The following is a 26,065-nucleotide window of genomic DNA, read 5'->3' as shown; positions in this document are numbered from 1 at the left end:
AGTCTACCTTTCGCCAGAGCTTTCAGCAGGGCTTTCGTCAGGGCAACCTTTCGGAAAACACGTTCAAGCGCTATATAGAGAGTATGACCGCAACTGCTACTGAAACAACCACGCCCGTTACCATGAGCGCGTCTGCCGCCAAGCAGATCAATGCCATCATGACAAAACAGGGCATCGACCAGCTTTTACGCGTCGCCGTGGACGGCGGCGGCTGTTCCGGCTTTTCCTATCGGTTCGAGTTTGCCGACGCGCCAAATGCTGATGATTTGCTGATTGAGCGCGACGGCGCCCGTGTTGTGATCGATGAAATGAGTCTCGAATTCTTGGATGGATCGGAAATCGACTACTCGCGCGAGATCATCGGAGCGGCCTTTAAGATCAACAACCCTAACGCCACGGCCAACTGCGGCTGCGGGACAAGTTTCTCAATCTAGCTAGAAGCGTCCTGCCGCGCCCGGGAACACTACAGGCGTTTCGCTGCCGTCTTTGGCGACGGCGCTAACACCGAAGAAATAATTGTCGATCACGAGGTTATCGAACGTCCATTCGTTGACGTTGCCGATATAGCGCGAATGCGTCCATTCTGGCTCAGTCGTATAGCGCCAATGCACGCGGTATCCCGCAAGGTTTTCTGATTTTTCAGGGGCTTGCCACGTCATCTTCGCAGATGGTCGGACGGCCCCTTCGATTTTAACATCTGACGGAAACGGCGGAGCGCCCGCCATGCCCGCAAGCGTGACCGCGTTGAGCGCTGTCAGCTTAGCGGCATAGTGCTCGTCCACGCCCTCCATCGTATCTCCATAAACTATACCGTCTTCAGTCCGTAGATCCTGATGCTGCCGATCATAATGTTCATGCGTTTCCATGATCCGTACACCGGGGATACCGACTTGGTTGAAGGGGCGATGGTGCCCGCCACGACCAAAGCGATCGAGCCGGTAAATCATCATGACGTTCAGATTGGTCATATACTGATCGGCCTGCGCTTTGACGTAGCGCGCTAGATTTCGAGACGGGCTATCGACTTCACCGCCGGTGAAGCGACGGCTGCGCGCTTCGACCTCAGTTTCGACAAAGCGCGTGCCTTCTGAGAACACGCGTGCTGTGCTGTTGTCGATCACGCCATCCACGCCAGAAATGTTAGAAATCATGTCGTTATTCAGCACGCCTTTGATTTCCCATCCCTGCTCTAGCGCATGGGCCGCGACAATTTCGCCGCCAAACAGTCCCTGCTCTTCACCCGACAGGCCCGCATAAATGATGGAACCTGGGAACTTATATTTCGACAGAACCCGCGCCGCTTCGATCGCGCCCGCCATGCCTGAAGCATTATCATTCGCGCCCGGCGAATCGCTGGCCCCGTTCAGCGGGTCGGTGACGCGGCTATCAATGTCACCGCTCATCATGACGTAGCGGTTTGGGTCCATGGTTCCACGTTGGATCGCGAGGACAGACACAACGTCAGTTGGCTCGGGGATACGCCGTTCGCCGCTAATCGTGTCAGACACGTAGATTACCTCGAGACAGCCACCGCACTCAGCACTGATCTTTTCAAACTCTGCATGGATCCAGCGTCGCGCGGCGCCAATTCCGCGTGTGTCGGATTCGGTTTCCGACAATGTATGCCGTGTACCGAAATCGACTAGCGTCTGGATATCGGCGCGAATGCGATCAGCGCTCGGTGCGACAGCAATATCGTAGAGATGCGCGGCTTCGGACGGCGGACCATAGTTTGCGTTCTGCGCCATAGCCGTTGTGGATAGGGCGAGCGTCGCGCCCATCAGAAGGAGTGTGCGCATAAGTTTGATCCTATTGTCTATCCAGCAGACGCGAGTTGCAAAACCCGGCGATAACTCGGTTGAATTTCCATGTCGCCATGATGCTCCGCCATAGCCTTATGCAACCCGCGATACTGCCAGCACGGGACATACATGTAGGCATGATGTTCAACGTGATAATTGACCCAATAAGGGGCCAGAAACACGCGGGCTAGCCAGTTTGCGTGCGTCGTTCGCGCTTGAGTCAGCACATTACCGTCTGTCGTCGTCAGCGCATGTTCGGCAATATTACGATTGCGTAGCACGGCCATGAACCACGTCATCAGCGGCAAGAGCCACAATACCGGATAGACCCACCAGTGGCCAAGGGCCGCCAAAACGCCAAAGATTACCGCGTTCGTGATGAGCGTGGGTACGGGTGAGCTTTTCTGGAAAGCCTCCATGCCGGGCTCCGTTGTGTCTTTGCGGCTGGCCATACGGAGGCGAAAAAAGGTTTGACCCGTTAAATCGCGCCAGAACTTTCGCCGTAAACTGGCTTTCGATACGGGGAATTTGGCCGACAGCGGTAAATCGGGGTCATCTTCAGATTGAGTGTAACGGTGATGTTTCAGATGATAATGTCGATAGGACTGCATGTCCCCACCATAGGGCGCACCGAGCAACCATTGTCCGACAAACTCATTGACCCACCGGGTTTTGAACAACACGCCATGCGCTGCGTCGTGCATCAGGATCGCCATCCCATGCTGGCGTGATCCAACCAGCATGATAGCGAGTATGATCGTAAACGGGTTGGTCCAAAGAATCGCCATCACCCAAGCAGCGAAGATCACACCCCAAACATGCAATGTCAGCCATGCGCCCCATACATCAGAGCGACGCGACAGTGTCCGAACCGTGTCACGCGGGAGATATTTGGCAGAAGCACCCATGAATCCAATCTGCGCGCTCGCTCAGATCAAGTCAACGAAACGGCGCGCTTGACCCGTATGCGATGCGTTCTATTAACAATCACGCGCAAAGGGCGCGCATGGAATATGATAGAATATGCCCGAAAAACTGATCGAAGGTTATCGCGAATTTCGCCTGTCGGATTTTGCCATGCAGAAGGATTTGTACGAGCGGCTCGGCAAGTCGGGCCAGTCGCCGCGCGTCATGCTGATTTCCTGCGCGGATTCACGCGTCGATCCAACTGACATTTTCCATGCTTATCCGGGCGAAATGTTCGTGCTGCGCAATGTCGCCAATATCGTGCCGCCCAAATCCACTGAAATCGGCACGCCAAGCACTGCTGCCGCGTTAGAATATGCCGTCAAGATATTGAAAGTTAAAATGATTGTTGTGATGGGCCATGAGAGCTGCGGCGGCATACGGGGCTGTCTGGACAATATTACCGAAGGCTATGTCGGCGCGTGGATCAGCCACCTCACCTCCGCTCGCGAGCGTATTCTAGCACGCGGATTGTCGCCAGAAGCCTCGCAATCCGAGCTGGAACTGGAAGGTGTAAGGCAGAGCCTTGGCAATCTAATGAGCTATGATTTCATCCGCTCGGCGGTCGAAGCTGGCGAACTCAAATTGCAAGGTGCCTATTTTTCGATCATCTCTGCGCGACTGTTAATGATGAATAATTCCGGTGAATTTGGCGAGGTCAATCCGGATTAGGGCGCAATCAGCGCCAACCACTCATCTTCCGTCAAAACTGAAACGCCGAGAGCTTCCGCTTTCTTGAGCTTACTTCCCGCGCCTGGGCCGGCCACCAGATAATCCGTCTTTGCCGATACCGAGCCCGCGACCTTGGCGCCGAGTGATTGCGCCCGGACCTTCGCTTCGTCACGTGTGAATCGTTCCAGCTTCCCTGTGAACACGACGGTTTTTCCAGCGACCGGCGATCCGGTATCAACAACCTCCGCATCTTCCACAGTCACTTCAGCTAGTAATCTATCCAAAGCGTCGCGCGTTTGATCGGCATGGAAAAACTCGTGTAATGCTGTCGCAGCCGCCTCACCAATCCCGTCAATGGTTAGCATTTCAGCTGTTCCGGCTTTGGCACTCTCATACAGAGAATGCCAATCCCCGAAATGCCTCGCCAACAGATTTGAATTCCCCTGCCCGACATGACGAACACCAAGTGAGCGTAAGAAACGTGGCAACTTAACTGTGCGGCGGGATTCAATTGCTCGGAAGAGTGCCTCCGTACTCTTTGCACCAAAGCCTTCACGGTTCTCGAGCTTCAGATCGCTATTACGGTTCTCAAGCGTGAAAATATCGGCCGGTTCTGTGACGTCCCCACGTTCGTAGAAATCCTCAATCTGTCGCTCGCCTAGCCCATCGATATCCAAGGCAGGTCGTGAAACGAAATATTTGAGATATTCTTTAGCCTGTGCCGGGCAAGACAGTGTGTTCACGCAGCGTCGAACTACATCCTGTTTGCCTTTCTCATCGACCGCACGGATCGCATCAGATCCGCATGATGGGCAGAGTGTCGGATAGATGAATGGTTCACCGCCGCCATCCGTCTCAACTTTCAATATTTGCGGAATGACATCCCCGGCCCGCTGGATCTGCACCGTGTCGCCCGGTTTTACTCCCAGACGCTCGATTTCATCCTCATTATGCAGGGTCGCGCGGGAGACGAGGACGCCACCCACATTGATTGGAGCAAGATGAGCGAGCGGCGCGAGCGCCCCTGTGCGCCCAACATTAATTTCAATGTCGAGCAGTTTGGTGATTGCCTTCTCGGCGGGAAATTTATGCGCGATGGCCCAACGCGGCGCGCGTCCGGCAAAACCGAGCCGGCCTTGCCAGTCCAACCGATCAACTTTGTAGACGACGCCATCTATATCATAGCCGAGGTCGGCACGGGCTGACTCGATGAACCGATAATGGGCAATCAGCCCCTCCGCATTAGTAAACCGTTGCGTCTTTGGATTGGTCTGAAAACCCCACTTTGAGAGGTTTTCAATCGCTTCGAACTGTGTGTCACTGATGGCTTCACTCACCTCACCCCACGCATAAGCGAAGAATCGCAAGGGCCGCTCAGCGGTTATGGACGAATCGATCTGACGTAAGCTGCCCGCCGCGGCATTGCGCGGGTTCATATATTCTTTGTCGCCGCGCTCAACCTGTCGGGCATTCATCGCCGCAAAAGCGTCATGCTCGATATAAACTTCGCCGCGAACTTCAAGAATATCAGGCCAACCCGTACCCGACAGCACCTTTGGAACATCGTCGAGCGTACGCAGATTACGCGTGACATCTTCGCCGACAGCACCATCACCTCGGGTCGCGCCTTGCACAAGCCTGCCATTTTCATAGCGAATGGCCGCGGACAGGCCATCAATCTTGGGCTCTGCCGTGAAGGCCATCGGTTCTGTGGTTTCGAGACCGAGAAAACGCCGGGCGCGGGCCGTCCAATCCCGTACATCCTCATCGCTAAACGCATTATCCAAGCTGAGCATCGGGACGGCGTGCGTAATCTTACCGAACCGACCGGACGGCTTCGCTCCCACGGACTGTGTCGGGCTATCTGGGCGGATTAGCTCTGGATAGAGGTCTTCTATCGCTCGCAATTCCATGCGCAGCGCGTCATATTGTGCGTCAGTCAGATCCGGTGCGTCGTCTTGATAATAGGCGTCATCCGCCTTCTTGATCTGCGCGATCAGATCATCATATTTTTCCTTAGGCCCTGACACAGTCATCGCGCCATGAGCTGACGGGCTGCGGCGCGGGCTTCGTCTGTAATCCTGTCCCCAGCCAACATGCGCGCGATCTCTTCTTCGCGCTCGGTCTCGGATACGGCATGGACATGGGTCGTCGTCGTCGTCCCCGTCGAAGTTTTCTCAATCCGGAATTGTCGATCAGCTGAGGCTGCGACTTGCGGGCTATGTGTGACGACAAACACTTGCGCGGTTTCCGACAGTTTGGCCAAACGCCGCCCAACCGCCGTCGCCACAGCCCCACCAACGCCTTGGTCGACCTCATCAAACACCATCACGCTCTCTGTCTTAGCGGCCAAGGCGACTTTGATGGCTAAGGCAAAGCGCGCCATTTCGCCGCCGGACGCAATCTTGTCGAGCGGACCTAAAGGTGTGCCCGGATTGGTCGATACAGTAAAACGGACTTGGTCCACCCCAAACACCGATTCAGGGGCGTCCAATACATCCGTAACAAACCGCGCCCGTTCCATTTTGAGCGGTGGCAGCTCAGTCATAACGGCTTGATCTAGCTGTTGGGCCGCGCGTTTTCGAGCCTTCTTCAAACTCTGTGCGGCCGCGTCATAAGCAACCTTTGCCGCATCGCGACGCTTCACCGTAGCGCCAATGTCGGCTTCAACTGTCTCAATTGCATCCAGTTCTCCGGCGAACTCCGCGCGTTTCGCCAAAAGGTCGTCAATACCAACGCCATATTTGCGCGCGGCGGCACGTAGGGAAAAGAGTCGCTCTTCAACGCGTTCCAACTTACCCGGTTCAACATCAAATGCATCGGCGGCATGGCTGACGGCTTCGCGCGCATCGTTGGTCTCTAGCAGTGCCCGCTCCAGGCTCTCGGCGGCGGCTTGTAAGGCTCGCGTCGCCTTGCTGTCCCCATCGCTAAATTTATCTCTGATACGTTCAATCCCGGTCAGCGCGCGGGTGAGCCGTTCCTCAAACTCACCGCCTTCACCAAGCGTGTCTTGCGCGGCTGTTAGCTCACTCAGCGCACCCTCAGCACCCTGCAGGAACCGACGTTCTTGGGCGAGTGTCTCGTCTTCCCCTGCCCGCGGGTCGAGACGGTCGAGTTCGGCAATCGCCAGTTCAAGAAATTCTCGATCCTCACCAGCCTTGGCTTGACGATCAAGCAGGGCATCTAAGGCTTTCTGAGTCTCTCGACGGTCGCGATATGCATCTCGGACAGCGGCTAGCTCCGCGTCATAGCCTCCGAAATTGTCGAGCATGCCAATATGTGTGTTCGGATCAAGCAGACCGCGCCCATCATGCTGCCCGTGAACTTCCAACAGGATCGAACCAATAGCGGACAGGACTTTTACGCCAATTGGTTGATCATTGACGTAAGCCTTGGATCGTCCGTCAGCCGATATAACGCGGCGCAAACGGAGATCTTCGGTGGCATCGCTGTCGAGATCTTGCTCTGCGAGCATCATCCAGACGGGATGCCCTGAATGGAGAGAAAAGCTGGCTGTCGTCGACGCCTTCTCCGTCCCGGCGCGAACCAAGCCGCGATCAGACCGCGCGCCAGCTGCCATGCCGAGCGCATCAAGGAGAATGGATTTACCGGCGCCTGTTTCACCTGTGAGCGCGCTGAGCCCGCGCGAAAACGTCAGATCGAGCGACTCGATCAAGACGACGTTTCGGACAGATAGTCCGCTCAGCATGATCTCACTCCTTCAGGACTCCTGTCGCGACCCTCGCCTAGAAGAGCCGTTCGCGGAGCCTGTCGAAATAACCACGCTTGCGAGGTTTACTGATCTCCGCATCAAGATCGACGCCGTAATCAGCGAGAAGCTGATAGGAGTCCGCATACCATTCGCTAGAAGGGTAATTGTAACCGAGGACTGAACCGACCTTTTTGGCCTCGCCGATAACACCGAGCGTGACATAGGCTTCGACCATACGGTGCATGGCTTCTTCAACTTGTGACGTCGTGTCATATTCGCGGACAACATTCTTAAACCGGATAATCGCGGCCAGAGGTTGATTCTGTTTCAGATAGAACCGACCAATCGTCATTTCTTTCCCGGCAAGGTGATCTTGCGTCAGTTCAAGCTTGAGACGTGCGTCGCGCGCATAATCTGATTCTGGATAGCGGCGGACAACTTGCTGCAATGCCGATTCCGCATTGACCGTGGTTTCCTGATCCCGACCCACATCATAGATCTGGTCATAAAAACTGATCGCTACCAGATAATAGGCGTAGGTTGCCGACTCAGAGCCCGGATGCAAACCAATATAGCGCTGCGCTGTTGCGACGCTGTCATCATAATCGGCGGCGCGGTACGACGCATAGGCACTCATCAATAAAGAGCGACGCGCCCATTCTGAGAAGGGGTGTTGACGTTCGACTTCTTCGAAGAAGAGCTTGGCTTCGTCCCAGCGGTTCTTTTCAAGTCGCTCTAACGCCTCATTATAGATCAATTCGGCAGGGCGTTCGATGTAAGCGAGTTTTTCCTTACGGTCGCCACCAATACCAAGCGTCGAGCACGCTGTGAGGTAAAGAACGGCCGACAGCGCAAGGACGCATTTGGCTAAGGTTGAGGTCATGAATATCCCGTGCGCACTAGTCGTGTCGAACGGCTCTTAGCGTCACCGAGTGACACGTGAAAGTGAGAATATCTTAAGCCGGAACAGCAATCGCAGAATCATCGTCTGATCTATCCCGCGATTTCAGCGCCATCATGGCAATTAAGGCCTGCGCGCCCGGGAGAGTAATATAGTCCCAAGCGTCGGCTGTGGCGAAGAGTTTAGCCAGCAGGTCATGGTTCAATCCATGTCCAGACTTCATCGTTGTCACTCGCCCCAGGATCGGACCGCCAAGATACATATCCCCCATCAAATCGAGCGCTTTATGCCGGACGAATTCATCATCGAATCGCAAACCGTCAGGATTCAGCACCTCATCGCCATCAACAACGACGGCATTTTCTAGCGATCCACCTTTAGAAAGACCCGCTTCTTGCAACGCGGCGACCTCATGCATGCGCGCAAATGTTCGGGCTGAGGCGAGACGGTCGCGGAAAGCCTGCACATTTGGAGCCATTTTCAAGCGCTGATAGCCGATGGCAGAGTCATCAAAGTCGATGGTCACGTCCAACTCAAACCCCTCTGCAGGCTCAATACGAGCCCAGGCATCACCGGAAGAGACTTTGACGGGCTTTAAAACACGAACATAACGGCGAGCAGCCGCCTGCCGCTTCAAACCAACTTGTTCGATTAGTTTTAAAAAAGGTTCTGCCGATCCATCGAGTGCTGGAAGCTCAGGACCATCTAAATCAACGACCAGATTATCGACGCCTGCGGCGCAGAGCGCTGCGAGCAAATGTTCAATCGTCGAGACATCCACACCACCGGCATTGGAAATCGTGGTGCAGTTGCGAACACCCGTCACCGATTCTGGTGTCACATGAATAAGATTATGACGATCTGTGATATCTGAGCGTCGAAAAATCAAACCCGTGTCGGGTGGGGCCGGGTTCATCACCAAACGGGTTTGTCGCCCACCATGCAACGAAATCCCGGCGCATACGGCGGAGGCGCGAAGTGTGGATTGTCGTCTAACGTTCGGCATAAAGATTCTGATACTCTGCTAGAGATCGAAATGCGCGACAACAAACAACGGTCCGTGACGCAATGTTACGAACCTTGTCCTTTGAAATGTATGGGTTTTTCGCCTTTAACGCGAAACTCTCGGCAATCTTCGTCTCTAACGATTTTGACGTCGGAGAAAGCTCGGAATCTCCAACTCATCATCCATATCGTCCGCAAAAAGATCACCAGACTGCGTTGTCGTTTGAGCGAGCGTTGGCTCCGGTGTGGCGACAGGGCGGCGTGGTTTCCGACCCCAAAGACCAAATGGACGACGAGCCGCAGGCGCCGCCGGGGCTTCTGGAACAGTGGTCGAAGCAATAGGCGCGGCGGGCATAACCTCAACCGCAGATGCAATTGGCGCCGACGCTATCGGTTGGGCGGAACCGCCCTGAACGCGTGGTGGATAGGCCGTGTCATTCCGGCTTTGGAATGGCGGTGGACCGTTTACAGCCATCGGCTCGGCCTCTTCTTCCTCTTCGAACCCGTAATCAGAATAGGCCGCGCGGGCTTCCGCTTCAGCTTTTTCATGAACTCCTAATTCAACAATGGGGGCAACTTCAGCAACCGGTTGCGTCTTTGGTTTTGGCGTAAAGCGACCCGGCATGTCTGAGCGCGTCGCAGCGTCAACGCCTGTTGCCACGACGGAGACCCGGACAACCCCGTCCAGCGCGGCGTCGAGTGCCGACCCAACAATGATATTGGCGTCTTCATCAACTTCATTGCGAATCATCTGCGCGGCTTCATCGACCTCAAACAAGGTCAGATCGTCGCCGCCGGTGATGTTGATCAGCACGCCTTTTGCGCCTTTCAGCGAAACATCGTCGAGCAGCGGGTTATTAATGGCTTTTTGAGCGGCTTCGACAGCGCGGCTTTCACCGGTCGCTTCGCCCGTGCCCATCATGGCCTTGCCCATCTCATCCATAACGGTGCGAACATCGTTGAAATCGAGATTGATCAGACCCGGCACGACCATCAAGTCGGTGACGCCGCGAACACCGGAGTAGAGCACTTCATCAGCGAGTTGGAAGGCATCCGCCATGGTCGTGCGTTCAGTCGCGACCCGGAACAGGTTCTGATTCGGAATCGTAATCATCGTATCGACACATGCGTAGAGATTCTCGATCCCTTGCTCCGCCAGCTTCATGCGGCGAGAGCCTTCAAACATGAAAGGCTTGGTCACAATACCGACTGTCAGGATGCCGCGATCGCGAGCTGCGCGCGCAATAACAGGGGCAGCGCCTGTACCCGTGCCGCCGCCCATACCAGCAGCGACGAAGAGCATGTGCGCGCCGTCCAAGTGTTGAAGAATTTCGTCGAGGCTCTCTTCCGCCGACTGTTCGCCGACTTCGGGGCGCATGCCAGCGCCAAGACCTTGTGTGATACCGCCGCCCATTTGCACGCGGCGCTCGGCCTTTGAGAGGGCGAGCGCTTGAGCGTCCGTGTTGGCAACGATGAACTCGACACCATCAAGACCGGCATCAATCATATTATTGACGGCGTTCCCGCCTGCCCCACCAACGCCTATGACGACGATGCGTGGCTTGAGTTCGACGGACTGGGGCATTTTGAATGTAATTGACATCGAACGGTACCTAATATGGTCAATGACTGGTTAAGCCCTCGTGTCGCTTCAAATAGTTAACGCGTGGTTTAGACACTCAGGATTTCCCCGTTTTGCTTCGATTGTATAAGCAGCCACTGACCACGACATCCCTGTGATGTGAGGGAATTCGGATTGCTTCCATCGAGAGACAGGCCTAGGCGCGCCGGATGACCGGCCAGGCACAAAACCCGAACTCTTCCGACTCGGTTCTGACAATCGGTAAGCGAGAATTCGTCACCATGATGGCGGCAATTTTCGGACTGCAAGCGCTTGGCATCGACATTATGCTACCTGCGCTGGAACAGATCGGTTCCGCTTACAATATTGCAGATGCCAATGACCAACAGTGGATCGTGGTCAGCTTTGTTCTCGGCTTCGGCTTCCCCCAACTCATATGGGGCCCCATCGCAGATCGGTACGGGCGCAAGATACTTCTGCAATGCTCACTCGTGGGTTACGCCATCTTTGGCATTGCATGCATGTTTGCGCCGACCTTCGAGATGCTGCTCATCTTCCGTTTGCTACAAGGCATTGCCTGCTCCGGCACACGCGTCAGCGCAGGCGCGATCATTCGGGATGTCTCGTCAGGACGGTCTATGGCTCGTATTATGAGCTTGGTCTTCACTGTCTTCATGATCGTTCCGATTCTCGCCCCAGCCTTCGGGACCGTCATCATCAATACGCTGGGATGGCCATGGACCTTTGGAGCGCTCGGCATCCTCGCCGCCGTTGTCTTTGTCTGGACGGGAACCCGCCTGCCCGCGACCATGAAGGAAGCCCGACCGATTAATCTCGCCTCAGTCATAGACGGCTTTCGCCGTGTGCTCGGCCACCGTACCAGCTTCGGCTATATGTGTGCATCAGGCGTGATTTTCGGATCGCTCTTCGCCTTTATCGCAGCCAGCGAGCAGGTTTTTGATGAAGTCTTCGAGCGGGGCGACATGTTCTGGGCTTACTTTGCCGGGATCGCAGGTGGTCTCGCCGTGATGAACTATCTCAACTCCAAGGTCGTCGAACAACTCGGCATGCGGCGCATTAGCCACACGATGGTCCTGATCTTCATTCTCTCGGCGGCTATTAACCTCAGCTATATGTATTTCATTGGCGAGAATTTCTGGATTTTCTACGGGCTGTTCGTCATCAGCTTCGCTTGTTTTGGGATGATGGGAGCGAATTTCGCCTCGCTCGCGCTGGAACCGATGGGAGACATCGCCGGGACCGCCAATGCGGTCTACGGCTTCTTTACATCGACCGGCGCCAGCCTAATCGGCTTGTTTATCGCCCAGCAGTTCAACGGGACCGTGATCCCAATTCTGGTGGGTTATGTAAGCCTCGGCATTGTCTCGCTCGGCATCATTCTGATCACCGAGCGCGGAAAGCTCTTCGAGCTCGGTGCGGGTAAAACCTGAGAATTTATACTTCTCAAGACAGCGGGAGAATTTTTTCGACACTTCCGTCAATCGGACCAAGTGCAACACACGTAACAAACTTTATCTCGAGATCAGAAACGAGAAAAGGACTTTGCGTATGTCGAAAGAAACAGTTCGAGCCGGAAATCGGCTTATGGATCGCCCCGAGTATAAATCGAAGCCTGCGCCTCTTACCCGGAAAGCCGACGCGACTGTTTTTGAGGCCGTGTCTGCGATGTCAGATAAAAACTATGGATCTGTCATTATCGTTAACGATTCAGAAAAGGTCATCGGGGTCGTCACAGAGCGCGACATTATGAAAAAGCTGGTGGGTCAGGGATTGGACGCGAAGAAAACAAGCTTGTCCGATATCATGACAGAAAACCCGCGCTTGGCCCGTGAAACGGACGACATGATCGACTGGCTTCGGATCATGTCGAACGAGCGATTTAGGCGCCTGCCAGTTGTCGATGAAGGCGGCAAGATTATGGCCGTTTTCACACAAGGCGACTTTGTTTCCTACACCTGGCCAGATCTTCTTTATCAAATGAAATCAATCGCCAAGGCTACAGTTTTCAAAAACTGGTACATTTTTATGATTGGTGGTGGGATCGCACTCTATTCACTTTTGATGGTCTTGATCATGACCATGATCACTCAATAGAACCGTCATATTCAACGGCGTCATAGTATTCGGAGACGCCCGATAAGGCGGCCCAAAAATTTCGAGTGAGAGACGCTGAGATTAAGCCCCGCCCTCCAAGTCGAAGTCCTTATAGGTAATCTTCAGCTCACGTTTAAGGATCTTACCGGTTGCACCGAGTGGAAGCTCGTCTTGGAAGACGATGGCGTCGGGCATCCACCATTTCGCACATTTATTGGCGATACAGGCTTTGATTTCATCCTTATTAGGCGTTTTGCCCGGCACTGGTTGAACGATCAGCATCGGACGCTCCTGCCATTTCTCATGCCGTACACCGATACAGGCCGCCATCGACACGTCCGGATGGTCGCACGCCGCATTCTCGATCTCGATGGACGACACCCACTCACCGCCAGACTTGATAACGTCTTTGGAGCGATCCGTGATTTCCATATAGCCTTCAGGATGGAGCGCTGAGACATCGCCTGTCGCAAACCAACCATCGTCTGTGAACGCGTCCGTACCAGCGCCTTTGAAATAGCCTGACGCGACCCAAGGGCCACGGACATGCAAATGTCCGGACGCTTGACCGTCTGCGGGCAATTCATTGCCTTCATCATCCACAATCCGCATTTCGACACCGTAGATACGGCGACCCGCCAACAGCTTGTGCGGAACGGTTGACTCGTAATCATCCAAATCTGTGTCTGGATGCGGCGCATAGGTTGAACCAAGCGGCGATGTTTCCGTCATGCCCCAACCCTGTTGCATCGGAATACCCAGGTCTTGTTCATAGGCCCGCAGTAGGCTTTCCGGCAGGGCTGACCCACCGACCAAGGCCTTCTTCACCTTCGGCAATTTGATGCCTTCAGCTTTGCAATGGTTATAAATGCCGAGCCAAACGGTCGGCACGCCCGCCATTAAGGTGACGCCTTCTTGAAGGATAAGTTCCGTCAGGCTCGGCCCGTCTAAACCCGGCCCCGGCATGACCAATTTCGCGCCGACCATAGCCGCAGAATAAACAAGCCCCCACGCCGAGACGTGGAACATCGGGACAACACCCAAAATCGTGTCACCGCCACCGCCGCCGATAACATCAGTCGCGCAGCCCGCCATGGCGTGAAGGATTGTCGAACGATGGCTGTAGAGTACACCCTTCGGATCGCCTGTCGTTCCGGACGTATAGCAAAGGGTGCAGGCGGTATTCTCATCAAAGCGCGGCCAATCGATGGTCTCAGACGCGTCTGCAATGAAGCTCTCATAATCTTCAACTGGCGCTTTATAGTCCGGCATACCCGCTTTGTCGGTCAGGCAGATCCAGCGTTCGACTGTTGGGCAAACACTGTGCACCCCATCAATGATCGGACCGAACGTCGTATCAAACATGACGAATTTGTCTTCGGCATGGTTGACCATCCAAGCAATCTGCTCGGGTTTGAGGCGGGGGTTTATGGTATGAACAACAGCGCCGATTGAGCTAACAGCGTAATAGATTTCGATGTGGCGATAATTATTCCATGCAATCGTTGCGACCCGGTCACCCGTTTTGACGCCGGCTGCGATTAGCGCATTGGCCAGCTTGCGCACGCGCACAGCACAATCACCCCAACCATAGCGATGCTGCGACATGTCGCTATTCACCGACATGATTTCGCGCTTCGTATGCACCGTAGCGGCATGTTCGATCAGATCAGAAATCATGAGCTCTCGGCTCATCATTAGGCCTAGCATTGGCAGTTCCCCGGAAAATTGTTTCTCTTGATTAAGCAGGTCTGTTTCAGACATGGGCAAAGCGGTCAATAAGGAGAGCCAAATGGACGCACCGATCTATGAGGACGTTCTGACAGCCGCAAACCGGCTGGAGGGCTATGCTGTGAAGACGCCGCTGCTTCATGCAGCGGAAATCGATGCGATTGCCGGCGCTGAAATTCACTTCAAAGCGGAGTGCTTACAACATGTCGGCGCGTTCAAATATCGCGGCGCGCGCAATCGGCTTGCAGCCATGAATGAGGCCGAACGCGCGCGCGGTGTGGTCGCCTTTTCGTCCGGTAATCACGCGCAAGGTGTTGCGCGCGCGGCCAAGGAACTCGGCATTGATGCGATTATCGTCATGCCGTCCGATGCCCCAGCTATTAAAGTTGCGGGCGTTGAGCGCGACGGAGCAACCATCATCAGCTATGACCGGATGACCGAAAGCCGGGAAGAGATCGCTGCGCAAATCGCGCGGCGCGACGGACGCACCGTAGTCCCGTCCTATGACGACCCTTATATTATCGCGGGACAAGGCACGGTCGGTTTAGAGATCGCTCGGTCTGGACTCGACTTTGATGCCCTCATTACCTGTATTGGCGGCGGCGGTCTTTGCGCGGGCATCAGCCTCGCTATGGGGGCGGAAAGTCCAGACACGCATATTTTCGGCGCTGAACCTGTCGATTACAATGATCACCAACTGAGTCTTCATGCGGGTGAGCGGATCGGGCTCAAAAACCCACCGCCAACACTCTGCGACGCCATTATGACGCCCATTCCGGGTAAGATAACGTGGCCGATCAATTCAAAGTCTCTGACCGATGTTTTTGACGTCAGCGACGCAGACTGCCTCTACGCGATGAAGCTCGCCAAACAATATCTGGACGTAACACTGGAACCGGGCGGTGCAGCAGCGATGGCCGCCGTCGTAACAGGGCGCTTACCCAAAGGCTATGAGCGCATCGCCGTCATTTTGTCTGGTGGCAATGTTGACCCAGAGATTATGGCCAGAGCCTTAGACCTTTAGAGAGCAATGCCGCTATAGACTTCAGGCATTCAGGCATTCAGGCATTCAGGCATTCAGGTCTTGAAGGTCGAAATCTCGCCCAGTGACTTCTTTTCGAGCGCATGAACTGGCACTGTGCAACCCTCTGACGGATAACCAACAACGAGCAACACAAACGGCTTTTCTGTCTCTGGTCGCCCACATATCTTGCGCAAAAACGTCATCGGCGCAGGTGTATGAGTTAATGTCCCTAGCCCGACGGAATGCAAGGCCGTGATCAACATCCCGGTCGCCAGACCGACAGATTCGGTGACGTAATAGTTCTTCCCATGATCGCCCCGCTTCTGGGCGAAGACAGCGATCAACCAGGGCGCCGTTTCGAGAAAAGGCTTTTGATCGTCAGTGCCAAGCGGTGCGAGCGCGTCGAGCCATTCATTAGATGCTCGACCGCTGTAAAAGGCACGCTCTTCTTCTTCCGCCGCTTCGCGGATTGCGCGCTTTGTCTCAGGATCAGAAATCGCAACAAAGTGCCAAGGCTGAAAGTTGGCCCCGCTCGGTGCCGTTCCTGCAACACGGATCGCTGATTCTATCAGCTCTTGCGGGACGGGCGTGTCAGCGAAATCCCGGATAGTACGACGGTTCGCCATAAGCGTCCGAAATTGCTCCAGCCGATCCCCCATTTCAGCTTCGGACAGGCGCTCATATCCCGTCAGCAGAACTGTTTCCGCGCTCATACTTGCGTCCAGTCGAGGATTACCTTTCCGGTTTTCCCGGTTTCCATCAGATCGAACGCATCCTGAAAATCGCGTGCCGCGAAACGGTGCGTAATCATCGCTTTCATATCCAAACCACTATCAATCATGGCGAGCATTTTGTGCCACGTCTCATACATTTGACGGCCGTAGATACCTTTGAGGGTCAGGGCTTTGCCGACAATTTTTCCAAGGTCGACAGGATAGGGCGAGGCCGGAATGCCGAGCATCGCCATCTGACCACCCATCAACATAGTGTCGAGCATTTGATCAAAAGCGGGCTTCGCGCCGCTCATCTCTAGACCGACATCAAAGCCTTCAGTCATGCCGATGTCCGACATAACGGCTTTCAAATCCTGGTCCATCGTATTGACCATTGTCGTTCGGCGCGTGACGGTTTTGGCGAAGTCTAGCCGCCAGTCATTGATGTCCGTGAGGACAATGCGTCGGGCCCCCGCCCGTTCACAAACTCGGGCGGCCATAATCCCGATTGGACCCGCACCCGTGATCAATACATCTTCGCCGACCAAATCATGCGCCAGTGCTGTATGGACCGCATTGCCGAGCGGATCGAGAATGGCAGCAATCTCAATGTCGAAATCGTCCCCAAGCGGGATGACGTTAAATTCTGGCAGAGCCAGATATTCGGCAAACGCACCCGGTAGATTAACCCCGATGCCTTTCGTGTCGGGATCAAGATGGAAACGTCCGGCCCGCGCATTGCGTGACCGATTTCCAACAACATGACCCTCGCCGCTAACCCGTTCGCCGACTTTGACCCGGGTCACCGTGCTACCAATCGCTTCAACCGTGCCGCCATATTCATGCCCGACTACCATTGGCACCGGGACGTTGTTCTGCGCCCACTCATCCCATTTATAGATATGCATATCGGTGCCGCAAATGGCGGTGCGTTCGATCCGGATCAGCACTTCATTCGGCGCGATTTCCGGCACTGGAACGTCCTGCATCCACAAGCCCTTCTCGGATTTCGCTTTGACCAGGGCTTTCATCGTTTGGCTCATGACACGACCCCGAGTTCCTTACCCACCTTAGTGAAGGCGGCGACCGCGCGGTCGATCTGCTCGGGTGTATGGGCCGCGCTCATTTGCGTACGGATGCGCGCAAGGCCCTTCGGCACGACTGGAAAGAAGAACCCAATCACATAGATGCCTTCGTCAAGCAGTTTCGCGCTCATCTCCTGTGCCAGTTTTGCATCATGCAACATGACCGGAATGATCGGATGTTCGCCAGGTAAGAGGTCGAAGCCCGCTTCGGTCATGCCCGCGCGGAAGCGTTTGGCATTATCGAACAGACGCGTGCGGAGATCGTCGCCGGTCTTGGTCATCTCAATGGCTTTTAGCGATGCCCCGACAAGACTGGGCGCCAAACTGTTGGAGAACAAATAAGGCCGTGAGCGCTGGCGCAACATATCGACTACTTCCCGACGGGCACAAGTAAAGCCGCCCATTGCGCCGCCGAGCGCTTTGCCGAGCGTTCCCGTCAAAATATCAACGCCGCCCTGAACCCCGCAATGGCTGGCTGTGCCGCGTCCCTGCTGGCCAAGGAAGCCGGACGAATGGCAATCATCGACCATCAACAGCGCATCATATTTCTTTTTGAGCGCGACGACGCCTTCGAGGTTGCAGATTGTGCCATCCATAGAAAACACGCCATCTGTCGCGATCATAATGTGCCGCGCACCCTCGTCTCGCGCCTGTTTTAGCTTGCTCTCAAGATCGTACATATCGTTATTGGCGTAGCGATAGCGTTTCGCTTTGCAGAGACGGATGCCATCAATGATCGAGGCGTGGTTGAGACTGTCTGAGATAATCGCATCTTCCGGCCCGAGCAGCGGCTCAAACACGCCGCCATTGGCATCGAAACATGCGGCGTAGAGGATGCTATCCTCATAGCCGAGCCACTCAGCTAGCCCGCGTTCCAGCTCCCGGTGTTGATCCTGTGTGCCGCAGATGAAGCGCACGCTCGCCATACCAAAACCGTGCGCGTCGAGCGCTGTTTTACTAGCTTCAATCAGCTCTGGCGCGTCGGCCAGGCCGAGGTAATTATTGGCGCAGAAATTAAGGACATCCTTCGTACCGCCATCGTTGATCTCAATCTCCGCATCTTGCGCGCTGGTGATGATCCGTTCGCGCTTGTAGAGGCCGTCAGCCTCAATCTGCTTAAGCTCGGTTGCGATATGGTCGAAAAATGTGTCTGACATAGGACCCTGAATAAAGAAACGAGCGCACAACTCACGCATTATCTCGCGGCGTTGTTGGAAAGGTTTACCTCTTGTCGCAACTGCCCTCCCTCCTCGAGACCATCCGCGCCTGTGAGGTCTGTAAGCACTCAACACCGCCGCTGCCCGTTGAACCCAACCCAATCTTGCAAGCGACAGCTCGTTCGAAGATCCGCATCATCGGCCAAGCCCCCGGAACGCTTGCCCATGCTAGCTCTCGCCCCTTCACCGATCCATCCGGCGTTAGACTCCGCGATTGGCTCGGCGTCAATCCGGCGACCTTTTATGACACGGACAATTTCGCGATCACCCCGATGGGTTTCTGCTTTCCGGGACAAGATACCAAGGGAGGCGATCTACCCCCGCGCCCGGAATGCGCGCCGCTCTGGCAGGCCAAATTGGATGAACACATGGTCGGGGTAGAGTTGACACTGCTGGTCGGCATGTATGCGGTGAAACATTATCTTGGCCCTGCGGCGAAGCGGACTCTCACCGAGACCGTCAAAGATTGGCGGTCCTACGGACCCACCATCATGCCGCTACCGCATCCATCCTGGCGCAATAATGGCTGGATCAAAAAACATGACTGGTTCGCGGAAGAACTAACGGAGCTGAGGCGGCGCGTCGACGAGTTGGTCACGCGAGACGACGCGGATATTGGCGTTCGTTGAGCGGCCCAGCGCATCAACGGCGCTGACTTGGTAAAAGCCGGGTGACTTTGGTTTCCAGACCGCCAGCCCCGCTTCACGCCGAACGGGTTCGCCCGACACGAATAGCTGTACAGCCTCATCACTATCGACAGAGATCGACAGGCCCCGATCACTCTCAAGCACATCGGTTCCGTCCGCCGGGAATAGAATAACCGGGCCGCGATCTGTTTGAGCGGCCACGGTCTTCAAGGCGGTCGGGGCTTCGGACAGGCGGTGGTCGCGTTCTGGCATTATTAGCGGCGCGGCAATATCAAACAGAAGTGGCGCAGCAGACCCTCGGCCCGTACTGCCCGGACGCGGTGCGCCGTCCGGGCGACCTGTCCAAACAATGATTGCATACTCACCCGCCAACCCTGCCGCCCAACTGTCGCGAAAGCCGTAAGACGTCCCCGTCTTATAGGCGATCCGTCCTACGCCTGACATGTTGGCGAACCCCTTAGGCACAGGCGCGCCGCGCAATGCGTCCACGACAGCGTCCGCTGTTTCACGTGAAACAAGTTGATAGGAGCCGTCGTCTGGCGCGTCCGGCTTGAAGCGTAACGGTCCGGCTTCGCCGCCATTGCCTAATGCCGTATACAGCAAGGCCAGGTCGCGCGCCGACAGGCCTGTCCCGCCCAACGCCAGCGCTAAACCTTCGCCTTTCGTATCTCCAATTCGGCCTCTGGCCTGCGGTCCAGCGGCCGCCAAAGCCGCGCGAAACCGGTCGGCTCCAACCGCGTGCAATGCCGTCACAGCGGGAACATTGAGAGAATGTTGCAAGGCTTCGCGTACGGTGACTGTGCCATGATAGCGGCGCGTGAAATTCTCCGGTCGGTATGCGCCGAACCGGGTCGGCGCGTCACGCACTGCGCTTTCCAGATCCAGCGCGCCGTCATCCTGCGCCATCGCATAGATGAAGGGTTTGAGGGTTGAGCCGGGTGAGCGAACTCGGTCCGTCATGTCGATCCAACCACCCGCGTGATCACGCGCCCCCGTCCCGACCAGAGTGCGGACTTCGCGTGTCGGTAGATGCACAATCATCGCCGCCGCATTGACCGGGACGGGCCGTTTGCGAGTCCAGTCGGACAAAACCCGCGCCACACGCGCCTGCTCTGCCGCGTCCAACGTGCTAATCCCGTCACCAAACGTCTGGTAAGCGAGGAGATCGCGGTTGGGCAAAGACTCCCGCCTTGTCGGGACCGGTTGAGTCTTCGATGCCTCCGCCACCTGTGGATCGATCAGGCCTTCTTGGGCCATACGGTCAAGAATTCGGTCGCGTCCGGCTTTGGCCGCTATCGGATTACGGTCCGGGCGGCGAGCTTCTGGCGATTGCGGCAGTGCCAACAGCAACGCGATCTCGTCAGTGGTTAGGTAGCGTGGCGATTTGCCAAGCCAGAGACGCGAGGCAGCTTCGATCCCTTCAATATTGGACCCGTAGGAAATCCGCGTCAGATAGCGTTCAAGCTGCTCCGTTTTGCTCATCCGCAGATCGAGGCGGACCGCCTCTAACGCTTCGACTATCTTTGTCGGCATCGTGCGCGGTCGCGGGCGATATTGGCGGCCAAGCTGTTGTGTGATCGTCGACGCGCCAGACACCACCTCACCTGCGCTCAGATTACTCTTTATCGCACGACCAATGGCCATCGGATCAAACCCGACATGGCTGTAAAACCGCTTATCTTCCATCGCGACCAAAGCCTCGATGAAGGCCGGGTCAATGCGATCCAGATTGGCAGGCAAACGAATGCGGCCATCCTCGACACTGGCGATATGCATCACCTCACCGTCACGGTCGCGCAGGACTGACGAGACTGTATCCGCATCGCTTGGCAGAACAGGGACGCACAGCCAACCGAGCGTGAGAGCCACGACTGCCACCATGATGAGGCGGAGACGTGTCACAGGGTCGGCGCAGGTGTCACTTGGATACGGCTGCCCGCCGTCGTCGCCATACGGCTCGGACGGTACATGTCTTCCAGATGTGCGCCCGGCAACGCGAAGTCGCCCTGCGTGATGGCGCGGACCACATAGGCGACGCGTCGCGTGCTATCGTCGTAGCGAGAGCTTGTCCTCCAAGAGGTCACAAACCGGTCATCGCGCGCTTCAGCCATATCCATATCTGACAGCGACCCGAGCCACGGGAATGGACCGGTATCGCCCGCATCGTCCGAGCCGAGAATAGTCTCAATCTCAAAGCCTGCGGGCAGTAGATCGGCCACGACCCACATAGAGGATGTGCTGCTACGCGCATCCGCTTCGAGCAGAACCACAAGCCGTTCACCGCGCGCGACCGTATTTGCGGTGACCGACCGGCCATCCATGTCAAACAGACGCTTGGTCAAGCTCGCCCCTTGGGCGCGGGCTGCCATCGGGCCATCCGGCAAGCCGGTGACAGAGACTTGCAGCCAGACGGGGGCATTTTCCACATTGTTCACGGTGAGCGTATCGGCACCAACAATCTGGCTCGCGGACGATCCTGATTTAGTCCAAGCCGAGTCGGCCTTGAACGGCGCATCGCCCGTGCGGCGACCCGCTAAGGCGCGCAGCACCCACGCTTTCTCATGCGTATTCAACGTCTCTGGTTGATCCACTTGCAAGGTCAGCATCGCCGCTGTCAGCACATCTTCGGGTAGGTTTACCGAAAGGGCCATCAAAGCGGCCGCGTTGCGGATATCGCTATCGTAATAGGTGATACCGTCGCCGTTCATGCGGTTCGACGCGCGGCGGAAAGCCGCCGTCCCGCGATCTATTTCGCCCATAGCAGCGAGTGCATAGCCGAGCTGTGACTGCGAAATCGAGCTACGCATCCGCTCGCCGAAACGACGATCGAGATAGAGCAGATCGGTCTTCTTAACCCGGTCATGACGGGCCAATAAAGCGAGCGCATAAGCAGCTCGCTCCGCGGCGCGCAACTCATAATCCGGTGCATCGTCATCGAGCCCGAAATTATAATCGAGCGGCAGGCTCGAATTGCTGTCGAGACGGCTCAATGACCGAACTGCGTCCAGCGTGCGCTTTTTAGCACTGTCGGGAACATTCAGACCTGCTGCGGCTGCCTGCAGCACGAAGTCACTGGCATAGAGTTGCAGATAGGGGCTCGCATTGCCGTCCCCGCGTCGCCACAGACCAAAGGCACCATCAGCGCTCTGGCGACCGAGAAGCGTCTCGACCGCCGATTGGATCGACGCGCGGCGTTGAGCATCATCAAAGCCAGGAATGCCCCCGAGGCTTTCAGACAAGAGCAGCGGCATCGCCACACTCGTCGTCTGTTCCGTGCAGCCATATGGATAGCGTTGCAGCGAGACGAGCAATGGCCGTGGATCAAGTCCCGGCGAGAAGGACGCAGAGACCAGCGTCTCTTCGCTTCCTGCGACAAGCCCACGTCGATCATCAGCAAAAGCGAGTGTGAGACTTTCGTCGGGATCAACCTTGACGAAACGTGTGCGTGTCTCTGGCATCGCCGCAGCCCGCGTCTCGATCCGGTAATCTCGTGAGACTTCAAATTCAGGCCCCTGCGCCGCGAGACTATAGGTCGAAATACCAATGTCGTCTGCGATGACATCAATTCCGTCTTCACTCCGCGCCCCATTGGCGAGCAATCGTTCAGCAACGCCGACTTCTGAGCCGTCGCGGCTGATCAAGGCTGTGTAGGTCCCGTCCAAACCATCGACATTGTCCATTGCAACCGTCGCCACAGCTCGGTCTCCCGGTGCGAGAAAGCGCGGCAGGGATAGTTGTACAGTCACGGGATCGCGGACGACCATGCGGGTCGAGGCGCTGCCCAATTTCGTTTCGGACCAAGCGACCGTCATCACGGTCAGCTCACCTTGGAAATCTGGCACATTTAACGCCACCGTCGCTTCGCCATTGCGGATTTCGACGGGACCTTGGAACAGGCTGACGATTTTTGTGGGGACGACAGAAAGTCCTGCGCCGCCCAAAGTATCTCCACCAACCCGGTCAACCGATGAGAACGGCGCAAGCATCCGCGCGTAATCATCATACACGTCGATTGGGAATGCCAGCTTGCCGAAATAATGCGATTCCGGCTCGGGCGGGCTGTAATCCGTAATCTGAAGAATACCGGTATCAATAGCGGCAAGCGTCAGAAAGGCTTGCTCCCCATCCAGTCCCGCAACCTTCACAACCACATCTTGCTCGGTGCGCGGTGTGATCTTGGCGGGTAGGTCGAGCGTGACGTCCAATTCTTGCGCGCTACGATCCATCGGCACGTGAACAAGTCCAACAGCGCGCTTCGGCTGAGCATCCGCGCCCGGCGTATAAACGGTCAGCATCGCGTAGAGATCGGTCGTCCAATCCCGCGCAATCGGCAGGCGGATTTCTGATTGGCCTTCATTGATGCGAACCGTTTGAACCGTACGAACGGCGCGGTCTGCGATGACCAACTCTCCCGTCCCAGCGAATGGCGAGTTCACGCTGATCACGACCGTGTCCCCGGCCGAAACCTTGGCTTGGCTGAGACCGAGTTCGATACGGTCAGGCGTGTCAGAGTCGCCCCCGGCACGTCTCCACCCAGACCCGAACTGATACGAGAACATCGTGCCGTCTTCCGTCTCAAATTGAACGCGATATTGCCCATATGGCAAAGCTTGCGAGAAACGATAGGGCGCGTCCGGTCCGAGGTTGATCGTGGCTTCGTCCACAACAATATCACGGCGGTCGCGACGATAACGCCAGCGGCCATTTTCGCGGTACCAGTGATAGTCATAGTCTTCGCGGATCAGCGAGATTGTGCCCGCTACTGAGGTTCGGTCGCCCATCGCATCAACAGCGACCAGATCTATTTCAGCGGGTGTATTACGCTTGGCATAACCACCATCGAAAACGGGATCGAAGCCAATATAGGTAGGCTCAGAGCGGAGCGGCAGAAAGAGACTGTCGCGCACAAAGCGACCGCTTGGTTCGGCGACACCTGCCGTCACAAACAGACGCAAAGGCGAGCTAGATCGGAATTCGTTTCCGGCAAGATCAATACTGGTTCGGAACAATCCGTCTGCATCGGTGCGGCCCTGCCCCAGTGTTACAAATTGCTCGCGATAGCTTTCAACCGAATGGCCGAACGAATAGCCGGACCATTGCGGAAACGGGTCGGGATCGACGGTGACCCTGGCCTCGGTCTCTGCCTCCAAATCGCGGCCCGCTGCACCATATAGGAAATCGGCAGCGACCGTTAGATCACGCGGTGTCCCGAGAACGAGCGGCGCGTCACCGGCGCGCACATCCAACCGAAGTTGCTCCGGTATGAAATCTTCAACCGCAAACCGGACCGTGCCAACTGTATCGAGCCCGTCCAGTTCCAACTCAACCGACCAACGCCCGCGCGGCGCATCAGACGGAATAGAAATCTCACGGCTTAGCGCGCCTGCCATTGTGCTCGGCGATATGCGCGCTTCGGAAAATTCAGTGCCGTCTGGCTGACGGACCCGCAGCGTGCCGTCACGCTTGAAGGCTGCATTGGCTTTCGCATCCCGGATCAGGGCCGTCAGATGCACAGTTTCGCCAGGTCGATAAACGCCGCGCTCTGTGTAGAGGAAGCCGTCCACAGGACCGGAGGCTTCACGGCCCGTTACGTCATAGGCGGTCAAATCAAGTGGACTGCGAGCCAGATCAAGCGCGGCAAAATCATCGTCACCCGCGTAGGCCAGCAACATTTTCGGAGCCATATTGCCTGTTCCTCGCAGGAGTGCACCGGAGAAGCTCACACGACCGTTTGCATCGGATTGTGCCTCAGCCAGCACATCATTGTTACGCGCAATCAGGGTCAGCTTAACATCCCCGACCGTCCGCGCGCTGGCAATGGACCGCACCGTCACATCAAGCGCGTCCGTTGTGCGGTATGAGGCGAGCGCCAAATCCGTGACATAGAGCCAACGCCAAGATGTCGCGACGCGGTTTTCATCGCCGTCAACCGCACGGCTGATTTCCACAACATAAGCGCCGGGTCCATGTTCGGACACAACCGGGTCGAGCGGATAGCCGACTTGGACGACTTCATTGACCTCACCGAGCGTCTCGATCCGATCCTGATGTATTTCAACGCGCGTGCTCCACGCGGCGGAGTTCCAAGACCAATCGCCCTCGACGGTTGTCTCACCCACATCGGGGGTCTGGTCGAACAAAGCCCGGTGATTGACGCGGTAGAGGGTCAGCTGCACCGCATCCGCATTCATCGCTTTAATACCGAGCACTGCATCATTGGCGCGCGGCAGGATGATGCCGTCGCCAACAAAACCGACCATGGCAGGTTTGGGATCAAACGCGATTACCTCGACAAGTTGAGATTGAAGGGCGGCACCATTGGCCGCCTCAAAACCGGGTAAGACGGTTACGGTTTGATTGGCGGCTTCACCCAGACCGAGAACGCAGAGCGACCGACCTTCCACTTGTAAGGAAAACGGAGCCTCCGGCGTAATGCGCACAAAGGCCTTATCGTCGACAACGCGGTCACCATCCAAATCGGCGGAAAAACGCAAACAGGCTTTGGGCGTTCCGTCGTCAAACTGGGTTGTCATGCCGAGATAGCGAAGCGCGGTGGAGCCATCACTGTCAGAGCCAAATATAGAGCCCGAAATTTCGATATCTGTGTCGGGTGGCGTGGAGCCAGATCGATCCGGGCGGATGACATCAACAGCGTCAGTCGGCGAACTCACACGGTCTGAAACAGCGTCTGACCCGTCTAGACCGAGCCAATAGCCCAACACGCCTGATAATCCCAAAATAAGGGCAATTAACAGCCCCAGACCCAAACCCTTATTGCCGCTCATATTATGTTCACCCCGTTTGCCCGAATGGCGCTTCCTGCGCAGCTTAGCATTATTCGGCAAGTTTGTCGGGTTTGCGGCAGGATGACGACGCTCTTGCGCCAAGACGGA

General features: G+C 56.2%; 19 protein-coding genes. 6 read left to right on the top strand and 13 right to left on the bottom strand.

Features of this window, described 5'->3' with window-relative positions:
* Positions 1-83 precede the first annotated feature (83 nt).
* A complete protein-coding gene (erpA, locus tag QQL54_RS04840; RefSeq protein ID WP_284388170.1) occupies positions 84-434 on the top strand; it encodes an iron-sulfur cluster insertion protein ErpA in 351 nt (116 codons plus the stop codon).
* Here the strand turns inward: erpA and QQL54_RS04835 are convergent, their stop codons facing one another.
* Positions 435-1,799, bottom strand: coding sequence for a M28 family peptidase (locus tag QQL54_RS04835; protein WP_284388169.1), 1,365 nt, complete (start codon positions 1,797-1,799; stop codon positions 435-437).
* Between the two features lie 17 nt (positions 1,800-1,816).
* Positions 1,817-2,710: a fatty acid desaturase family protein gene (locus tag QQL54_RS04830; RefSeq protein ID WP_284388168.1), complete on the bottom strand. Its 894-nt coding sequence runs from the start codon at positions 2,708-2,710 to the stop codon at positions 1,817-1,819.
* Between the two features lie 115 nt (positions 2,711-2,825).
* Between QQL54_RS04830 and QQL54_RS04825 the strand changes: the two genes are divergently transcribed.
* Positions 2,826-3,440, top strand: coding sequence for a carbonic anhydrase (locus QQL54_RS04825; protein ID WP_284388167.1), 615 nt, complete (start codon positions 2,826-2,828; stop codon positions 3,438-3,440).
* Here the strand turns inward: QQL54_RS04825 and ligA are convergent.
* From ligA to ftsZ, 5 genes are all read right to left on the bottom strand, one after another.
* Positions 3,437-5,476 carry an NAD-dependent DNA ligase LigA gene (gene ligA, locus QQL54_RS04820; RefSeq protein WP_431355917.1) on the bottom strand — a complete coding sequence of 680 codons (2,040 nt, stop codon included), beginning with the start codon at positions 5,474-5,476 and terminating at the stop codon, positions 3,437-3,439. The two genes, QQL54_RS04825 and ligA, sit on opposite strands and share 4 nt — an antisense overlap.
* Positions 5,473-7,149: a DNA repair protein RecN gene (gene recN, locus QQL54_RS04815; RefSeq protein WP_284388163.1), complete on the bottom strand. Its 1,677-nt coding sequence runs from the start codon at positions 7,147-7,149 to the stop codon at positions 5,473-5,475. Before recN ends, ligA begins: the two co-directional genes overlap by 4 nt.
* A gap of 37 nt (positions 7,150-7,186) precedes the next feature.
* Positions 7,187-8,035, bottom strand: coding sequence for an outer membrane protein assembly factor BamD (locus QQL54_RS04810; RefSeq protein WP_284388161.1), 849 nt, complete (start codon positions 8,033-8,035; stop codon positions 7,187-7,189).
* Positions 8,036-8,108: 73 nt separating this feature from the next.
* Positions 8,109-9,059 carry a UDP-3-O-acyl-N-acetylglucosamine deacetylase gene (gene lpxC / locus QQL54_RS04805; protein ID WP_284388159.1) on the bottom strand — a complete coding sequence of 317 codons (951 nt, stop codon included), beginning with the start codon at positions 9,057-9,059 and terminating at the stop codon, positions 8,109-8,111.
* Positions 9,060-9,194: 135 nt separating this feature from the next.
* The gene (ftsZ, locus tag QQL54_RS04800; RefSeq protein WP_284388157.1) at positions 9,195-10,661 is read right to left on the bottom strand and encodes a cell division protein FtsZ; all 1,467 of its coding nucleotides are present in this window, start codon (positions 10,659-10,661) and stop codon (positions 9,195-9,197) included.
* Between the two features lie 188 nt (positions 10,662-10,849).
* Between ftsZ and QQL54_RS04795 the strand changes: the two genes are divergently transcribed.
* Together QQL54_RS04795 and QQL54_RS04790 are read left to right on the top strand one after the other, a co-directional pair.
* Entirely contained in the window at positions 10,850-12,091 is a 1,242-nt protein-coding gene (locus QQL54_RS04795; protein WP_284388155.1) for a multidrug effflux MFS transporter, read from the top strand.
* A gap of 118 nt (positions 12,092-12,209) precedes the next feature.
* On the top strand, positions 12,210-12,755 hold the full coding sequence (locus tag QQL54_RS04790) for a CBS domain-containing protein (RefSeq protein WP_284388154.1): 546 nt from the start codon (positions 12,210-12,212) through the stop codon (positions 12,753-12,755).
* Between the two features lie 81 nt (positions 12,756-12,836).
* Here QQL54_RS04790 and QQL54_RS04785 read toward each other — a convergent pair whose 3' ends face one another.
* Positions 12,837-14,465 (bottom strand): long-chain fatty acid--CoA ligase, encoded by a 1,629-nt coding sequence (locus QQL54_RS04785; protein ID WP_348520701.1) that lies wholly within the window; start codon positions 14,463-14,465, stop codon positions 12,837-12,839.
* An 82-nt stretch (positions 14,466-14,547) separates the two neighbouring features.
* Here QQL54_RS04785 and QQL54_RS04780 point away from each other — a divergent pair, with 82 nt between their 5' ends.
* Complete coding sequence (locus tag QQL54_RS04780; RefSeq protein ID WP_284388148.1) at positions 14,548-15,510, top strand: threonine ammonia-lyase; 963 nt, start codon at positions 14,548-14,550, stop codon at positions 15,508-15,510.
* Positions 15,511-15,563: 53 nt separating this feature from the next.
* Here the strand turns inward: QQL54_RS04780 and QQL54_RS04775 are convergent, their stop codons facing one another.
* From QQL54_RS04775 to kbl, 3 genes are read right to left on the bottom strand one after another with little or no spacing between them, the layout of a single operon-like run.
* The gene (locus tag QQL54_RS04775) at positions 15,564-16,223 is read right to left on the bottom strand and encodes a nitroreductase family protein (RefSeq protein WP_284388146.1); all 660 of its coding nucleotides are present in this window, start codon (positions 16,221-16,223) and stop codon (positions 15,564-15,566) included.
* Positions 16,220-17,254, bottom strand: coding sequence for an L-threonine 3-dehydrogenase (tdh, locus tag QQL54_RS04770; RefSeq protein ID WP_348520700.1), 1,035 nt, complete (start codon positions 17,252-17,254; stop codon positions 16,220-16,222). The genes QQL54_RS04775 and tdh overlap by 4 nt, the downstream gene beginning before the upstream one ends.
* 8 nt (positions 17,255-17,262) lie before the next feature.
* Positions 17,263-18,465 carry a glycine C-acetyltransferase gene (gene kbl, locus QQL54_RS04765; protein ID WP_284388142.1) on the bottom strand — a complete coding sequence of 401 codons (1,203 nt, stop codon included), beginning with the start codon at positions 18,463-18,465 and terminating at the stop codon, positions 17,263-17,265.
* Positions 18,466-18,536: 71 nt separating this feature from the next.
* Between kbl and QQL54_RS04760 the strand changes: the two genes are divergently transcribed.
* Positions 18,537-19,154 (top strand): uracil-DNA glycosylase family protein, encoded by a 618-nt coding sequence (locus QQL54_RS04760; protein ID WP_284388140.1) that lies wholly within the window; start codon positions 18,537-18,539, stop codon positions 19,152-19,154.
* On the opposite strand, the gene pbpC is transcribed toward QQL54_RS04760, so the two are convergent.
* Together pbpC and QQL54_RS04750 are read right to left on the bottom strand one after the other, a co-directional pair.
* The gene (pbpC, locus tag QQL54_RS04755) at positions 19,086-21,074 is read right to left on the bottom strand and encodes a penicillin-binding protein 1C (RefSeq protein WP_284388138.1); all 1,989 of its coding nucleotides are present in this window, start codon (positions 21,072-21,074) and stop codon (positions 19,086-19,088) included. The genes QQL54_RS04760 and pbpC overlap by 69 nt on opposite strands.
* Positions 21,071-25,957: an alpha-2-macroglobulin family protein gene (locus tag QQL54_RS04750; RefSeq protein ID WP_284388135.1), complete on the bottom strand. Its 4,887-nt coding sequence runs from the start codon at positions 25,955-25,957 to the stop codon at positions 21,071-21,073. The genes pbpC and QQL54_RS04750 overlap by 4 nt, the downstream gene beginning before the upstream one ends.
* Positions 25,958-26,065: the final 108 nt, after the last annotated feature.

The sequence above is a fragment of the Algimonas ampicilliniresistens genome (assembly GCF_030159955.1).
Classification (GTDB): domain Bacteria; phylum Pseudomonadota; class Alphaproteobacteria; order Caulobacterales; family Maricaulaceae; genus Litorimonas; species Litorimonas ampicilliniresistens.
This window is presented reverse-complemented; position numbering and strand designations above follow the sequence as displayed.

Bases quoted from the DNA above. Each gene is read 5' to 3' on its own strand.
- erpA (WP_284388170.1), top strand. From the start codon at position 84: ATGACCGCAACTGCTACTGAAACAACCACGCCCGTTACCATGAGCGCG.
- QQL54_RS04835 (WP_284388169.1), bottom strand. From the start codon at position 1,799: ATGCGCACACTCCTTCTGATGGGCGCGACGCTCGCCCTATCCACAACG.
- QQL54_RS04830 (WP_284388168.1), bottom strand. From the start codon at position 2,710: ATGGGTGCTTCTGCCAAATATCTCCCGCGTGACACGGTTCGGACACTG.
- QQL54_RS04825 (WP_284388167.1), top strand. From the start codon at position 2,826: ATGCCCGAAAAACTGATCGAAGGTTATCGCGAATTTCGCCTGTCGGAT.
- ligA (WP_431355917.1), bottom strand. From the start codon at position 5,476: ATGACTGTGTCAGGGCCTAAGGAAAAATATGATGATCTGATCGCGCAG.
- recN (WP_284388163.1), bottom strand. From the start codon at position 7,149: ATGCTGAGCGGACTATCTGTCCGAAACGTCGTCTTGATCGAGTCGCTC.
- QQL54_RS04810 (WP_284388161.1), bottom strand. From the start codon at position 8,035: ATGACCTCAACCTTAGCCAAATGCGTCCTTGCGCTGTCGGCCGTTCTT.
- lpxC (WP_284388159.1), bottom strand. From the start codon at position 9,059: ATGCCGAACGTTAGACGACAATCCACACTTCGCGCCTCCGCCGTATGC.
- ftsZ (WP_284388157.1), bottom strand. From the start codon at position 10,661: ATGTCAATTACATTCAAAATGCCCCAGTCCGTCGAACTCAAGCCACGC.
- QQL54_RS04795 (WP_284388155.1), top strand. From the start codon at position 10,850: ATGACCGGCCAGGCACAAAACCCGAACTCTTCCGACTCGGTTCTGACA.
- QQL54_RS04790 (WP_284388154.1), top strand. From the start codon at position 12,210: ATGTCGAAAGAAACAGTTCGAGCCGGAAATCGGCTTATGGATCGCCCC.
- QQL54_RS04785 (WP_348520701.1), bottom strand. From the start codon at position 14,465: ATGCTAGGCCTAATGATGAGCCGAGAGCTCATGATTTCTGATCTGATC.
- QQL54_RS04780 (WP_284388148.1), top strand. From the start codon at position 14,548: ATGGACGCACCGATCTATGAGGACGTTCTGACAGCCGCAAACCGGCTG.
- QQL54_RS04775 (WP_284388146.1), bottom strand. From the start codon at position 16,223: ATGAGCGCGGAAACAGTTCTGCTGACGGGATATGAGCGCCTGTCCGAA.
- tdh (WP_348520700.1), bottom strand. From the start codon at position 17,254: ATGAAAGCCCTGGTCAAAGCGAAATCCGAGAAGGGCTTGTGGATGCAG.
- kbl (WP_284388142.1), bottom strand. From the start codon at position 18,465: ATGTCAGACACATTTTTCGACCATATCGCAACCGAGCTTAAGCAGATT.
- QQL54_RS04750 (WP_284388135.1), bottom strand. From the start codon at position 25,957: ATGAGCGGCAATAAGGGTTTGGGTCTGGGGCTGTTAATTGCCCTTATT.